General features: G+C 69.3%; 11 protein-coding genes. 4 read left to right on the top strand and 7 right to left on the bottom strand.

Going from position 1 to position 14,240, the window contains the following annotated elements; genetic code table 11:
* The coding region (locus tag CCN37_RS39815) for an HNH endonuclease signature motif containing protein (protein WP_168200651.1) at nucleotides 1–277 on the top strand (277 nt) is incomplete at its 5' end.
* Between the two features lie 400 nt (nucleotides 278–677).
* Nucleotides 678–1,505: a hypothetical protein gene (locus CCN37_RS13240; RefSeq protein ID WP_086821050.1), complete on the top strand. Its 828-nt coding sequence runs from the start codon at nucleotides 678–680 to the stop codon at nucleotides 1,503–1,505.
* A 20-nt stretch (nucleotides 1,506–1,525) separates the two neighbouring features.
* On the opposite strand, the gene CCN37_RS13235 is transcribed toward CCN37_RS13240, so the two are convergent.
* The 3 genes from CCN37_RS13235 to CCN37_RS13225 all read right to left on the bottom strand — a co-directional run bounded on the left by CCN37_RS13235 (nucleotide 1,526) and on the right by CCN37_RS13225 (nucleotide 3,728).
* On the bottom strand, nucleotides 1,526–1,870 hold the full coding sequence (locus tag CCN37_RS13235; RefSeq protein WP_143261592.1) for a hypothetical protein: 345 nt from the start codon (nucleotides 1,868–1,870) through the stop codon (nucleotides 1,526–1,528).
* Nucleotides 1,871–1,932: 62 nt separating this feature from the next.
* The gene (locus CCN37_RS13230) at nucleotides 1,933–2,814 is read right to left on the bottom strand and encodes an aminoglycoside phosphotransferase family protein (RefSeq protein ID WP_086821042.1); all 882 of its coding nucleotides are present in this window, start codon (nucleotides 2,812–2,814) and stop codon (nucleotides 1,933–1,935) included.
* Nucleotides 2,811–3,728 (bottom strand): LysR family transcriptional regulator, encoded by a 918-nt coding sequence (locus CCN37_RS13225; RefSeq protein ID WP_143261591.1) that lies wholly within the window; start codon nucleotides 3,726–3,728, stop codon nucleotides 2,811–2,813. The genes CCN37_RS13230 and CCN37_RS13225 overlap by 4 nt, the downstream gene beginning before the upstream one ends.
* A gap of 179 nt (nucleotides 3,729–3,907) precedes the next feature.
* Between CCN37_RS13225 and CCN37_RS13220 the strand changes: the two genes are divergently transcribed.
* Together CCN37_RS13220 and CCN37_RS13215 are read left to right on the top strand one after the other, a co-directional pair.
* Nucleotides 3,908–4,072, top strand: a complete 165-nt coding sequence (locus CCN37_RS13220) for an MbtH family protein (protein WP_086821040.1) — start codon at nucleotides 3,908–3,910, stop codon at nucleotides 4,070–4,072.
* A gap of 31 nt (nucleotides 4,073–4,103) precedes the next feature.
* Nucleotides 4,104–9,749, top strand: a complete 5,646-nt coding sequence (locus tag CCN37_RS13215) for a non-ribosomal peptide synthetase (RefSeq protein WP_086821039.1) — start codon at nucleotides 4,104–4,106, stop codon at nucleotides 9,747–9,749.
* A 412-nt stretch (nucleotides 9,750–10,161) separates the two neighbouring features.
* Here the strand turns inward: CCN37_RS13215 and CCN37_RS13210 are convergent, their stop codons facing one another.
* The 4 genes from CCN37_RS13210 to CCN37_RS13195 form a co-directional block, all read right to left on the bottom strand.
* Nucleotides 10,162–11,283, bottom strand: a complete 1,122-nt coding sequence (locus CCN37_RS13210) for an HNH endonuclease signature motif containing protein (RefSeq protein WP_086821038.1) — start codon at nucleotides 11,281–11,283, stop codon at nucleotides 10,162–10,164.
* A gap of 114 nt (nucleotides 11,284–11,397) precedes the next feature.
* Nucleotides 11,398–11,751 (bottom strand): hypothetical protein, encoded by a 354-nt coding sequence (locus CCN37_RS13205; RefSeq protein ID WP_086821037.1) that lies wholly within the window; start codon nucleotides 11,749–11,751, stop codon nucleotides 11,398–11,400.
* 9 nt (nucleotides 11,752–11,760) lie between these two features.
* The gene (locus CCN37_RS13200; RefSeq protein ID WP_086821036.1) at nucleotides 11,761–12,915 is read right to left on the bottom strand and encodes a cytochrome P450; all 1,155 of its coding nucleotides are present in this window, start codon (nucleotides 12,913–12,915) and stop codon (nucleotides 11,761–11,763) included.
* Nucleotides 12,912–14,117: a macrolide family glycosyltransferase gene (locus tag CCN37_RS13195; RefSeq protein WP_143261589.1), complete on the bottom strand. Its 1,206-nt coding sequence runs from the start codon at nucleotides 14,115–14,117 to the stop codon at nucleotides 12,912–12,914. The genes CCN37_RS13200 and CCN37_RS13195 overlap by 4 nt, the downstream gene beginning before the upstream one ends.
* Between the last annotated feature and the right edge of the window lie 123 nt (nucleotides 14,118–14,240).

The following is a 14,240-nucleotide window of genomic DNA, read 5'->3' as shown; positions in this document are numbered from 1 at the left end:
ACAGCGGGAGCTACTCGGCCTGCGCTACCCCACCTGCACCGCCATCGGCTGCAACCAACCCGCCCACCGCTGCGACCTCGATCATTGTCGGCCGTTCGACGGCACCAACACCACGATCACCAACCTGCGCCCCAAGTGCCGCCATCATCACCGGATGAAGACCCACTCCAACTGGCGCTGCGAGAACCTGCCCGACGGCACCCACGTGTGGACCACCCCACGGGGCAAGACCTACGCCACCGAGCCCGTCCCCATCGCCGATCCCGCACCCTTCTAGACTCGCGCCCCTGCACGTCTGTCCCCTCGCGTGCCCCACACTGCGCTGAGGTGGATGCCTCGTATCCCCGAATCGAAACCCATGCTAGAAACGGCCTGGCGCTCACAAACCGGCAGGTCAACAAGTGTCTTCCCCGCGCGAGCGGGGATGGTCCGGGCCGCGACGTCGCGAACCGAACCGACGTCAAGTCTTCCCCGCGGGAGCGGGGATGGTCCTGGAGACACGACCAACGCCGGGACCGGCAACATGTCTTCCCCGCGCGAACGGGGATGGCGCCCGGACGCGCGCTGGGGCGACGGCGGTCAGCGAGCAGCGCCGGGCGCGGGAACGAAAGGGACCTTCGGGACCCCGCGCATCCGTTCGGCCACACGGACGAAGCGAGGCTGCGATGATGCGGACCATGACCAGCATCGCGCGCCGGATGTTCGACCTTCTCGAACCGATCTGCCTCGTCACCTACCAGGCCGACGAGTGCAACGAGGAGATGGCGGCGCTCGGCCACCGCACCTACTGGGACGGCTACTTCGCCAGCCGCGCGGCGCCGTTGGGGCGGGTGTCGGCGCAGGTCGTGCACGCGGCGTTCTACAACTTCGCGGACGGGGAAGCGGCGCGGCACATCCCGAGCGCGTGGGAGACGATCTCGCCGGAAGCGTCGCTCGCCGCGCGGGAGCGGGGGAGCACGGCGTCGTTGCGGCGGATCATCGGCGAGGAGCTGGCCAACTCAGAAGGCTTGGTGCGCGCGGCGGAGCTGACCACGAAGGCAGCGATGAGCGCGCCGACGGAAGGGAGGGCGATGTACGCGGGGATGCGGACCCTCGCAGTGCCGAGCGAGCCGGTGGCGCGGCTGTGGCACTCCGCGACGATGTTGCGCGAGCACCGCGGCGACGGGCACATCGCGGCTCTCGTGGGCGCGCGCATCGGTGGCACGGAGTCGCACGTGCTCAGCGCCCTGGAGATGGGCATCTACCCGGCGGAGTCGTTCGGGCGCATCCACCACCTGCCGAAGGAGCGCCTGGCCGAGGTCATGGGCGGCCTGCGCGAGCGCGGGCTCGTCGACGCGGACGGCAGGTTCACCGACGCCGGCCGCGAGACCAAACAGCGCATCGAGACCCTGACCGATGAGCTGGCCGCCGCGCCGTACGAGGCCCTGGAACCCGCCGAGCTGGACGAGCTGATCACCGAGCTGGAGCCGATCACGGCGAAGCTGGTGGCGGTGGGCTCCCAGTGACGAAGCAGTGACGAAGCGGCTCAGGTGCAGTTGCGGATGCCGGAGTTGCCGTCGACGCTGATGATGCGGCTGTCGAAGGTCCGGTCGCTCTTCTGCTTGGCCTTCACCGCGAGCATGCACGAGGTGTTCGGACCCGGCTCCTCCGGGTTGTCGAACTTGTAGGTCACGCGCAACCGGACCTGCTTGTCGCAGTGGTTGTTGTAGTACAGGTTCGAGTACTTCTGGCCGAACGGGCCGTTCTTGTGCGTGACCTTGAAGTTCACGCAGTCGAGGACCTTCCCCTCGAACCCGGCCGCGGCGGCCGATCCGGTGGTGACGGGAAGCAGCGAGCAGGCCAGGACGGCGGCGACGAGCTTGGTGCGCATGGGCGGCGACGCTAGCAGCGATCGCAGCCGCCGCGACCGCGTTTCGGCGCCCGCCGACGGGTTCACGTCAACACTTCGGACACGTCCTCAGCGAACGCGATGAGCCCGGGGATGCCGAGCCCGTGGCGGTGCCCCCAGAACGCGGTCTGCACGGCGTGCAGCTGAGCCCACCGTCGCGTGCGCGTGCGGGAAAGCTCGGCGGCGGAAGCGAAGATGTCCACTAGCCGCAAGGGCGAAGCGTCACCGAGCGCGGCGCACGTCTTGAGCATGGTGCCGCCGTCGTAGGCGGGATCGCCGACGTGGCCCTTCGGATCGACGGCGAGCCACGGTTCACGCGAGGCGCGCAGGACGTTGCGGGCGTGGAAATCGCCGTGCACCAACACTTCCGGCTGAGCCCGGCCGAGTTCCCGCACGGTGTCGACGGCCGCAGCCACCACGCGAGCGGACAGCGAATGCGCGAGCTCGGCCGAATCGCGAAGCAGCGAATCTTCCCAATCCTCCGCCTGCGCGGCGAGCCGGGGCAGATCGGCGGGCGCGGGAACGGTGAGGCGAAGGTGGAGTTCCCCTGCGGAAGCCATGATCGCCGGACCGTCGGCGAGGTCGGCCAAGGACGACGAACCGGCGCGCTCCAACAGCATCGCGAACTGCGCGTCGTCGCGCTCGTGCAGCAGCACGGCGCCGCACCCGCCCCACGCCGCGAAGGCGTCAGGCTCGTGGACGTTGCCGGGATGGGGAAAGGACACCTTGAGCACCAAGGCTTCCCCGGCGCGCCGGACCGGCACGATGACCCCGACCTCGCCGTTCATGACAGCGCCGTCGAGCACGCATTCCCAGCGCGACACCAGGTCCGCGACGATCTCGGGCAGCGCGGATGTCCACTTCCGCCCAGCGTCCCCTTCCCGGTCCACAGTGGACTGGACGAAGCCCGGCGGTACTTCGATCACAGCTTGGCGGCCTCTCGCTCCACGCGCTCGCGCAGCCACATGTGCGCGGGCGAGCGCATGTCGCGGGGGTGCCAGAACATCGCCATCGTGAGCTTGGTCGGCTCGGTGGCCAGCTTCAGCTCGCGCAGCCCGTACGCGGGGGCCAGCTCGTCGAACAGCCGCCGTTGGGTGAGCGTGATCAGCTCCGAACCGGAGACCAGCCGCAGCGCGAGCGAGAACGAGTCCACGGTGACCGCGGTGGGCTGGCGCAGCATCTCCTCGCTGAGCTTCACCTCCGACAGCACCCGGTTCCCGCCGACACCGTTGACCTTGACGGCGGGCGTGGTCGCGAGGGTTTCGCCGGTCAGCGGCTCGGCGACGTCGTGGTTGTCCTTGTCGGCGGCGGCGACGAACTCGTCGGTGAACAGCGGCGTGTGCGGGAAGTTCATCAGCTCGGGCACCTGCAGTTGCAGCGGCCAGAACAGCAGGTCGCAGCGCCGCGAGCGGAGCAGGTTGATCAGGTCCGCGCGCAGCGGTTCGAGGTTGACCCGCACCCCGGGGGCCTCCGCGCCGAGGCCGCGCAGCGTGGGCGACAGCAGTACGGTCGTGACGTAGTCGCTGGCCACGATGGTGAACGTGCGCCGGTCCCTGGCGGGGTCGAACGACCCACCCGCGGTCAGCGCTTCCCGAGCGGCGATCATGGCGGTCTGCACCGGCTCGCGCAGCGACTCCGCGAAGGAGGTCAGCGCCATCGTCCGGCCCTCGCGCACGAGCAGCGGGTCGTCGAAGTGCCGCCGCAGTTTGCCGAGCAGCGCGCTCATCGACGGCTGGGCCATCTGCAACCGCTCGGCGGCCTTGGTGACGTTGCGTTCCAGCAGCAGCGCGTTCAACGGGATCAGCAGGTTGAGGTCCAACCTGTCCATTTCGGTGGCCACGCCGTCGTAGTCCCCTCGACACTCGACAAAGCTTCGTGATCTTAGCGTCTTCGCAGCTCAGGCGGCACTATGGCGCGCCCGCATGTGATCCATAGGGAATTCGCCGCTTCCGGAACGGGCGGCGCCGGGGCAAACCTGAAAGTGCCCCGCCTTCACCGCGACGCACCGCGAGGTCACCAGTGCCGAACCCCTTCGACGACCCCTCCGGCCGCTTCCTCGTGCTGGTCAACGCCGGTGGCGAGCACTCGCTGTGGCCCGCGGCGGCCGACGTGCCCGCCGGGTGGGACATCGCGCACGGCGAGGACACCCGCGCGGTGTGCCTGGCCTTCGTCGAGTCCCGCTGATTCACTCGATCACTCCCAGGGAGCCCCTGTCGTGTCGACTTCCAGCACCCCGCTCGCGCTGACCAGTGCCCAGACCGGCATCTGGTTCGCCCACCAGCTCGACGCCACCGGCGTCACGCACAACGTCGCCGAGTACCTGGAGATCACCGGTCCGCTGGACCTGGAGCTGTTCGAGAGAGCCCTCGGCCACCTGGTCGAGGAAGCGGAGTGCCTGCGCACGCGGTTCACCGACGACGAGAACGGCGTCCGCCAGGTCATCCGGTCCACTGTGGACTGGAAGCTGGACGTGGTCGACTTGCGCGAGCGCCCGGAGATGGCGCAGGAGCGCATCCGCGTCGTGCTGGAGCGGCCCTTCGACCTCGCGACCGGACCGCTGTTCACCTTCACCGTGCTGCGCCTGGCCGATGACCGGCACCTGTGGGTGCACGCTTACCACCACATCGTCGCTGACGGCTACACGGTGGCGTTGCTCGCCCGCCGCGCCGGTGAGGTCTACACCAGGCTCGCCGCCGGCGAGGACGTCGGCGAGAGCCCGTTCCCGCCGCTGACCACGCTGCTGGAGGCGGACGCGAGCTACCGCGACTCCGAGCAGTACCAAGGTGATCGCGAGTTCTGGGCGGACTACGTCGCCGAGCTGCCGGAGCCGGTGAGCCTGTCCGCGCGGCCCCCGGCTCCGGCCCAGCTGTCGCTGCGCAGCACCAGCGACGTGCCGCCGGAGATCGTCGGCCGCGTGGCGGAGATGGCGCGCGACGCGAAGACCTCGACCTCCACGGTGCTGATCGCCGCCGTCGCCGGATTCCTCCAGCGGATGACCGGCCGCACGCACCAGGTGCTCGGACTGCCCGCGGCCGCACGCCGGAGCTCCGGCGCGAAGGCCACGCCCGGCATGTCCGCGAACGTGCTCCCGCTGGAACTGACCGTGGACCCGAGACTGACCGTTCCCGAGCTGCTGGCCCACGTCTCCAAGCAGGTCAAGCGGGTCCTCGCGCACCAGTACTACGACTACGGCGGCCTGCGTCGCGCACAGGGCGCGATCACGCAGGAGGACCGGCTGTTCTGCAACCGCATCAACATCATGCGCTTCACCTACGGGGTGAGCTTCGGCGCGTGCCCGGCGCGGGCGCACTACCTGTCCGGCACCGCGACCGACGACCTGTCGGTGATCGTCTACGACCGGGGCGACGGCCACGGCCTGGAGATCACCCTCGACGCGAACCCCGGCCTCTACACCACCGCCGAGGTCGCCGTGCTGGAGCAACGGCTCCAGCGCTACCTCCGCGAGTTCACCGGCCTCGGCGTCCGGCCGTTGCGCCGCGCCGACGTGCTCAGCCCGGCCGAGCGCGACCGCCTGCTGACCGAGTGGGCGGGTGGCCGTGGCGGCTCACCCAGCACGACGCTGGCCGGGCAGTTCGCCGCGCGCGCAGCGGAGTTCCCCGACCGCGTCGCGCTGACCTGCGAGAACGAGCACCTGAGCTACCGCGACCTCGCTGAGCGCGTGAACCGCTTGGCGCGCATCCTGATCGCCGACGGCATCGGCCCCGGGGACCTGGTCGGGCTCGCCTTCGCGCGCTCGGCGGAGATGATCATCGCGATGCTCGCCGTCACCACCGCGGGCGCGGCCTACCTGCCGCTGGACCCGAGCTACCCCGAGGACCGCCTGCGCTACCTGGTCGACGACGCCCGCCCGGCGCTCGTGCTCGCCGACGTGCCGCTTCCGATCCTGCCGGACGTGTTGCCGCTCAACGCCCCTGACGTGCTGAGCGCGCTCGCTGAGCTTCCGGGGACGCCGGTCACCGACGCCGAGCGCGTCCGGCCGCTCACCGCGGCGGACCCGGCGTACGTGATCTACACGTCCGGCTCGACGGGCAGGCCGAAGGGCGTGCTCATCCCGCACAGCAACGTCGTCCGGCTGTTCACCGCGACCGACGGGCAGTACGGCTTCGGTCCGGAGGACGTGTGGACGATGTTCCACTCCTACGCCTTCGACTTCTCCGTCTGGGAGATTTGGGGGCCGCTGCTGCACGGCGCGCGCCTGGTCGTCGTCCCGCACGCGATCACGCGGTCCGCGCAGGACTTCCTGCGACTGCTCGTCGACGAGCGCGTGACGGTGCTCAGCCAGACGCCGTCCGCTTTCTACCAGCTCGTGGCAGCTGAGCGGGCCGAGCCGGACCTCGGCGCGAGGCTGGCGCTGCGCACGGTCACCTTCGGCGGCGAAGCGCTCGACCTCACGCGGCTCAACGACTGGTACGACCGGCACGCCGAGGACGCTCCGATGCTGGTCAACATGTACGGGATCACCGAGACCACCGTGCACGTCACGCAGATTCCGCTGGTGCGCGCGGATTGCACGCCGGAGGCAGGCAGCCTCATCGGTCGCGCCATCGACGACCTGCGCGTCTACCTGCTGGACGACTCACTCGCGCTGGTGCCGCCGGGCGGCGCGGGGGAGATGTACGTGGCAGGTCCGGGGGTGGCGACGGGCTACGTCAATCGGCCCGGGCTGACCGCTTCCCGTTTCGTCGCTTCGCCTTTCGGTGCGCCCGGTGAGCGGATGTACCGCAGCGGCGACCTGGCGCGCTGGACCGAGGACGGCTCGTTGCAGTACCTCGGGCGCGCCGACGACCAGGTGAAGATCCGAGGGTTCCGCATCGAACTGGGGGAGATCGAGGCCGCTCTCGGCCGCTTTCCCGGAGTCGCGCAGGCCGTCGTCCTCGTCCGCGAGGACAGTCCCGGGGACAAGCGCCTCGTCGGCTACGTCGTCCCGGCCGGTGGCGTCGCACTGGACCCGGTTGCCGTGCGCGAGGCCACCTTGGAGTTCGTCCCGGAGCACATGGTCCCGGCAGCGGTCGTGGTGGTGGACAAGATGCCGTTGACCCGCAACGGAAAAGCGGACCGGCGGGCGCTGCCGGCTCCTGACTACGCGGCCTCCGTCGACCTCTCCCGCGCGCCGCGCACCGATCGCGAGCGTTTGCTGTGCAAGGTCTTCGCCGAGGTGCTGGGCCTGACGGAGGTGGGTGTCGGCGACAACTTCTTCAGCCTCGGCGGTGACAGCATCATCGCCATCCAGCTCGTCGCCCGCGCTCGATCCGCCGGACTGACGTTCTCGCCCAAGGACGTCTTCACCTGCCGTACCGTCGAGGCGCTCGCCTCTGTCGCCGCTGTCAGTGCTTCGTCGGTGGCCGACAACTCCTCCGGTCCTGCTCCGCTGACGCCGATCCTGCGCTGGCTCGTGGATCAGGGGTCCACTGTGGACGCCTACCACCAGTGGGCTCTGCTGAGCACCCCGCCGGGGCTCTCCCAGGAGCGACTGACCTCGTTGCTTCAGTCCCTTGTGGACAGTCACGACCTGCTGCGTGCTCGACTCGGTGCTCAGCTGTCGATCGCTGCCACGTCCGAGGTCTCCCTCCATTGTGTCGCCGACTCTCCAGTCGACCACCTGGACGAGGCGGTCGCGCAGCTCGACCCGTTCTCCGGCAACGTGTTCCAGGCTGTCTGGCGTCCGGGCTCGCCCGGTTCCCTGCTGTTGGTGGCGCACCACATCGCGGTCGACGGTGTGTCCTGGCGCGTGCTCGCCACGGACCTCGCCGAGGCGTGGTCCAGCGGAGCTACCTCGATCCCTCGCCCGGCCACGTCCTTCCGCAGCTGGGCCTCTGGTCTTGTCGCGAGTGACCGGAGCGCGGAGCTTCCGTACTGGCGAGACATGCTGCTTGTTGATGATCTATCGATTGGTTCGCGCACGGGTGAGCTTGGCCGCGACGAGCTGACCGTGGAGCTTCCGGCCGACGTCACCGCGCGCCTGCTCACCGTTGTGCCTGAGGCGTTTCACACCGGCGTCAACGAGGTTCTGCTCACCGGTGCCGCGCGTGCGGTCAGCGCGTGGCGGTCCACTCCCGGTGCCCGCGTGCTCTTGGACGTCGAGGCGCACGGCCGGGTGGAGTCCGCAGTTCCTGGCGTCGACCTCTCCCGCACGGTCGGGTGGTTCACCGACATGCATCCCGTCGCGCTCACGCCGACGCTCGACGCGGGCAGTTCCGTGAAGCAGGTGAAGGAGCAGCTCGCCAGCGTGCCCGGCGACGGCTTGGGCTACGGCCTGCTACGCCATGTCCAGGGCGAACTCGCCGATCTCGCCACGCCGCAGATCCTGGTGAACTACCTCGGCCGCTTCGGCGTCGGCGACGACGCTTTCGCCGTGCGTGCCTTTGGCGGTGCTCGTGATCCGCGCATGACTCCGACGCATGTTGTGGAGCTCAACGCCCTCGCCGAGGAGCGCGACGGCGGTCCGGTGCTCGTCGCTTCCTGGTCGTGGGATCGCGCGCGGCTGACCTCTTCGGAGGCGTGCGCGCTCGTCGACGCGTGGGTGTCGTCGATGCATGAGCTGGCCGCCTTGGAGCGCGGTGGGCACACGCCGTCGGACTTTCCCTTGGTGCAGCTCAACCAGCGGGCTGTCGACTCGTTCGTGAGCTTCTACCCGGGCTTGACCGACGTCCTTCCCGTCACGCCGCTGCAAGGCGAAATGCTCGCGCACACGCTCCGCGTCCCGCGCGGCGACGACGTCTACAACGTGCAGGTCGTCTTCGACCTCGACGGTCCGCTGGATTCTTCCAGGCTGCGCTCGGCCTGCCAGGGGCTCGTCGACCGGCACAGCGCCCTGCGCTCGTGCTTCCCCTGGCCCGACGCCCAGGTCGTCGTCGCAGACGCCGTCGTCCCGTGGACCGTGTCCACCTCGCCCGTCGACGAGGTCCTTGCCGCTGATCGGGCTGTCCGCTTCGACGTGACGAGTCCCCCGCTCCTGCGCGCGCACCTCGTTGAGCGCGGCCCGCAGCGGCACACCCTCGTCCTCACCATCCACCACGCCGTCATCGACGGCTGGTCCTTGTCGGTGCTCATGGGCGAGCTCTTCCAGCTCTACGAGGGTTCCCTGCCCGGCACCGCCCGCGGCTTCGACTCGCACCTGTCGTGGGTCGCTCGCCAGGACCAGGCCGCGGCGGTTGCCGCGTGGGCCACGCAGCTCGACGGCGCCAAGCCCACGCTCTTCGCCCCTCCCGTCGCCGACTCCGCCACCCTCCTGCCCCGCCAGCACGGGCTCCGACTGTCTTCAGTGGACAGTGCGGCTCTCCTGGCCTCGGCCCGCTCCCGTGGCCTCACCCCCGGCGTCCTCGTGCGCACCGCGTGGGCCCAGGCGCTCTGCGAACTGACCGGCACCGAAGACCTCCTCCTCGGCGCCACCGTCTCCGGCCGCTCGCCCGAAGTGCCCGGCATGACCTCCATCGTCGGCCTGCACACCAACATCATCCCCGTCCGCGTCCGCCGCGAGATCGGCGAACCCCTCACCGACCTCGCCGCCCAACTCCAGGCCGAGTACGTCGCCGTGGTGCCGCACCAGCACCACGGCTGGCCCGCCATGGCCGAAGCTCTCGGTCACAGCCACCTGTTCGCCGGGCACGTCGTGTTCCACAACTACCCCGTGGTTTCGCTTTCCCAGATGGGCTCCGTGGTTGTTCGCGACATAACCGTCCACGACGGCACGCACTACCCGCTGTCCTTGGTGGCGCGCATGGCTTCCGACCACTTGGAGCTGCGCATCGACTATCGTCCGGATGCTTTCACCGAGCACGAGGCGTGCGCCGTCGCCGATGGTCTGGTTCGCAACCTGATCGCGCTGTCCCGCTCGGCGTAGCGCTTGCCGCTGTTGCCCTCGCCCTTGGTGGCGAGGGCTTCGGCGTGCAGGCGCTGTGTGAGGCCCCGGCTCGCGTCGGGAAGACTTGGCGCCGTGGAGCCGCCCGAAGACGCCGCTCGGACCACCCCGCTCGCGCGGGGAAGACATGTCCACTTGCGAGGCGGAGGAGAGAACCCTGGGACCACCCCCGCTCGCGCGGGGAAGACACTTGTTGACCTGCTGGATTGCGTGTGGATGTAGGCGTTCTACATGGGTTTTGATCGGGGCGAAGGCGGTCTTGAATGGGCGACAGGGGCTGGAGTCGGCGGTGCGGCGCGGACACGGGGCAACCTTGCCCTGCAGCAGGCGTCGGCGGTGTCCAGAGGCGGAGCACGCAGCGCCTGGACAAACCGCAGGTTGATCGGCGGGGCCGCTAGAAGGGGGCGGGGTCGGCGATGGGTACGGGTTCGGTGACGTAGGTCTTGCCGCGTGGGGTGGTCCAGGCGTGGGTGCCGTCGGGCAGGTTCTCGCAGCGCCAGTTGGAGTGGGTTTTCATGCGGTGGTGGTGTCGGCACTTGGGGCGGAGGTTGGCGAGGGTGGTGTTGGAGCCGTCGTAGGGGCGGCAGTGGTCGAGGTCGCTGCGGTGGGCGGGTTGGTTGCAGCCGATGGCGGTGCAGGTGGGGTAGCGCAGGCCGATGAGTTCGCGTTGTTGGGCGGTGGGGCGGTAGGTGCCGCTGATTTCCTCGGCCACGCCGGTGACGGGGTCGGTGAGGACGCGTTTCCAGATGCCGCCTGCGGCGATGTCGCGGGCGACGGGTGCGGGGATGGGGCCGTATCCGGCGAGCATGCCGGGGTCGTCGGTGAGACCGAGTACGGCGGTGACGGGCATCGTGAGGTAGACCATCGTCTTGCCCTGCGGTGCTGGAGTGTCGAGTCCCAGCAACAGGTCTCGTGCGACATCGGAGCGTTTCTGGTCCAGGGTGCGGTCGTTCTTGGGCAGCGAGCGGGCGATGCGGTCGACGTGGTCGAAAGCGAGGGCGGCGTCGTGGGCGGTCATCATCAACCGCAACAAGCACATGCCGTCGTCGAGAGGGATCTTCTCGACCATGCGTTGTTTGCGCTTCTCCTGGTGACGACGGTCGGCGGCGGTGGGATCGAGTCGGTGGATGAAGCGGACGGCGTAGCGTTGGGTGGCGGTGTAGTTGTTCTTCGACGCGTGCTCCAACAACGCCTCCTCAGCGATCAACGCGTGAGCGACGGAGAGGACGCTGAGCTGATCCAGGATCATGATCGCTTTGCCCTCGTCGATGCGGCCTTCGGCCAGTGCCGCCAAGACGGCTGGGCGCGCGGTGAGGTCGGAGGCGCGGTCGAGCAACCGGTTGGCCTTCGTCCGAGTCACGTGGAGCAGGGGCATGAGCAGGCCCTCGGCGAACTCACGATCACACGGGTCAAGATCCGACACGTAGTCCATCAACGCGACGGAGAACGACGCGACCGCCTGACCAATAGCGGTGAACGCCGCATGCAGAACATGATCGGGATCGTCAGGGGGCATAACACTATTCTACTCTCCGAAAATAGACGATCATGGCCCCAAGGGGTGAAATCCCAAGCGTAGCAACGGTTTCAGCAAATGCCGGTGTGGGCTGCAAAGCGACAGCGGAAGGCGTTACTCCGGGCCCTGGGACCACGCGGCGACCGGCAGCGACAAGTACACGCCGAAGTCCGAAAGCCCTGTGGCAGAAGCAAGTGCGGCGTGCAAGGCGTCCACGCGGGACTGCCGGGAGGAAGCTCGCGAAGGGAAGTACTTGGAGCGGATCTCAATCACCACAGGCAAACCGCACCGATCATAGGGCCCCCATGCGCGGAAGCGGAGTTCGACGTCGCCGGGTTGGAGGTCACCGTCGTAGGGCTCCTCGGGGCACTTGACGGCGACGGAGACGAGGTGGGGGAGAACGGAGCCCAGCTTCTCCAGGACAGAAGAGTCAACGGTGAGGGCGTGGGTGACTTCGACGAGGGGCACGAGAACAGGCTAGGGGCGGACGCGGACGGGCATGTGGTGGGGGACGACCATGGAGTGGGCCTCGTAGAAGCTGGCGTCGAGCACGGACAGGGCGGAGTAGCGCTTCAGCAGCAGCTCCAACGCGATGCGGGCTTCGAGGCGGGCGAGCGGGGCGCCGAGGCAGAAGTGGATGCCGTGGCCGAAGGACAGGTGCTGGTTCTGCGGGCGGTCGATGTCGAAGGTCGCGGGGCAGCCGTGGCGCTCGTCGCGGTTGGCGGAGTCGATGAGGACGAGCACGAGCTGACCGGTCTTGAGCTCTTGGCCGCCGAGGGTGGTGTCCTGCTTGACGAGGCGGGCGGCGCGCTCGAAGGACGTGCGGTAGCGCAGCACCTCCTCGATGGTGGCGGGGAGCAGGGACGGGTCGTCGCGGACGCGGCGCAGGACCTCGGGGTGCTCGTCGAAGCAGAGAACGGCGTTGCCCAGCAGGGTGGTCGTGGTGATGTGCCCGGCCATCATGAGGACGCCGAGCGTGCCGATGATCTGGTTCTCGCTGAGCCGTTCGCCGTCGATCTCGGCCTGGATGAGCTGGGTGGTGAGATCGTCGGTCGGCGTGCCGGCGCGGGCGCGGATGTGCGCGCGGAGGTAGGCGACCATCTCCTTGAGCGCGGCGGTGTCGGCCTCGACGCCGTCCTCGCGGTCGGGTTGCTCCAGCAGCGCGTCGGACCACTTCTTGAACCGGTCGCGGTCGGCGGCGGGGACCCCGAGCATCTCGGCGATCACCACGACGGGCAGCGGGTGGGCGAAGTCGGTGATGAAGTCGAAGTCCGCGCGGTCGCCGATCCGGTCGAGCAGCTCGGTGGCGATGTCGGTGACCCTCGGTTCCATCCGGGCCACCATGCGCGCGGTGAAAGCCTTGCTGACGAGGCCGCGCAACCGCCGGTGCACAGGCGGGTCGGTCCAGCCGAAGTGATTGCCGAGCGTGGCGAGGTCCTCATCGGCGTTGAGCTCGTCCTGCACCTCGGCGACACCGCTGAAGTCCGAGGAGAACGTTTTGTGGTCGGACATGACTGTGCTCGCGGCGTCGTGGCTGAACACCAGCCAGGCGCCGGTGTCGGCGTCGAAGTGCACGGGCGCCTCGGCGCGCATCTGGCGGTAGAACTCCAGGGTCTCGGCCCGGTCGGTCATGCGATCACTCCGTCCACATAGGACTCGATGGTGTCGGCGGCGGCCTTGGTGCCCCCGGCGGCGCGCATGCGCAGGCTCATCGCGCGGAGCCGGTCCCGGACCGAGGCCGAAGCGGTGACGGCGGAAGCGGCCGAGTGCAGGGAAGAGGGCGAGACGGTGGCGCCGAGGCCGTGCGCCACGACCTGGTCAGCCACCATGTGGTGCTCGTGGCCCTCCGGTACGAGCAGGACCGGGACCTCGGCGAGGATCGCGGCCTGGACGACGCCGATGCCGCCGTTGGTGAGCAGCAACGCGGCGTGCCGGAGCACAGCGAGCTGAGGAACCCACTGGTGCACCTCGAAGTTCGCCGGAAAGACACGGTCTGTGGAGCACCCGCCGAGGGTGAGCACGACGTGCCACGGCTGGTCGCCGAAGGCCTCGACGCACGCGTCCAGGAATTCCGGCCGGTCGTTGAAGTACGTGCCGAGCGAGATCAGCACGACGGGCTTGCCGTCCGACGGCGGCGCCCAGTCACCGGCGAACGAGGAGCCGTCGGTGATCGGGCCGACGAAGGTGAACTCGGGGCCGAACAGGGAGGAGTGCGGCTGGAGCTCGCGCGGGACGAAGACGACGGCGGGCTCACCGGGCACCGTCAGATCGGCGGGACCGAGGCCGTGCTGGGCGAGCGCAGCGCCGATGCTGGCGCCGACCTCCTGCCACTCGGGGCCGCCGAAGTAGCGCGCCAGCAGCTCGCCGGGCCAGTCGAAGCCCTCGGTGAAGGCGAAGTTCGGGTGCAGCGCGATCGTCGGGACACCCCAGCGCCGCGCGAGCAGCCGCGCCACCACCGACGCGGCCGGGTCGTAGGCGATCAGGTGCGGCGGCGCCGCGTCGAGCGGGTCGTGCAGCGCGGCGAGGTGCGCGAGGCCGCGCTCGGTGAAGCGCAGCGCCCCGAGCGTGACCCGCTCGGTATTCCTGTCCCCGCTCGGCACCGCAATCGCATCGACGAGTTCAGGTGAATAAGTCAAGGGGGTGGCGCCGCACTTGAACACCGCGTCAGAGAAATCATTACCGGTGGCGTAGGTGACGTCGTAACCGCGCAGCGCCAATTCTTCGGCCACCGCCAGCGTCGGGTGGACGTGCCCGTGCGCCGGAAGGCTCAGCACGAGCACGCGTCGGCCACCATCTGGAGCAACCATCTCCCACCAGCCCCTTTGTCTCGTCAACGGGGCAAGCTACCAGTGCGGGCGAAGCCTCCGCACCCGTAGTTCGTACTGAATGAAAAGGGGATTCACAGGGGTTGACGGACATCCTCTCCTAGGGGCTTGACCGTCATTGGAGTCGCTTCT

Source organism: Allokutzneria sp. NRRL B-24872 (assembly GCF_002155965.1).
Lineage (GTDB): Bacteria > Actinomycetota > Actinomycetes > Mycobacteriales > Pseudonocardiaceae > Allokutzneria.
This window is presented reverse-complemented; position numbering and strand designations above follow the sequence as displayed.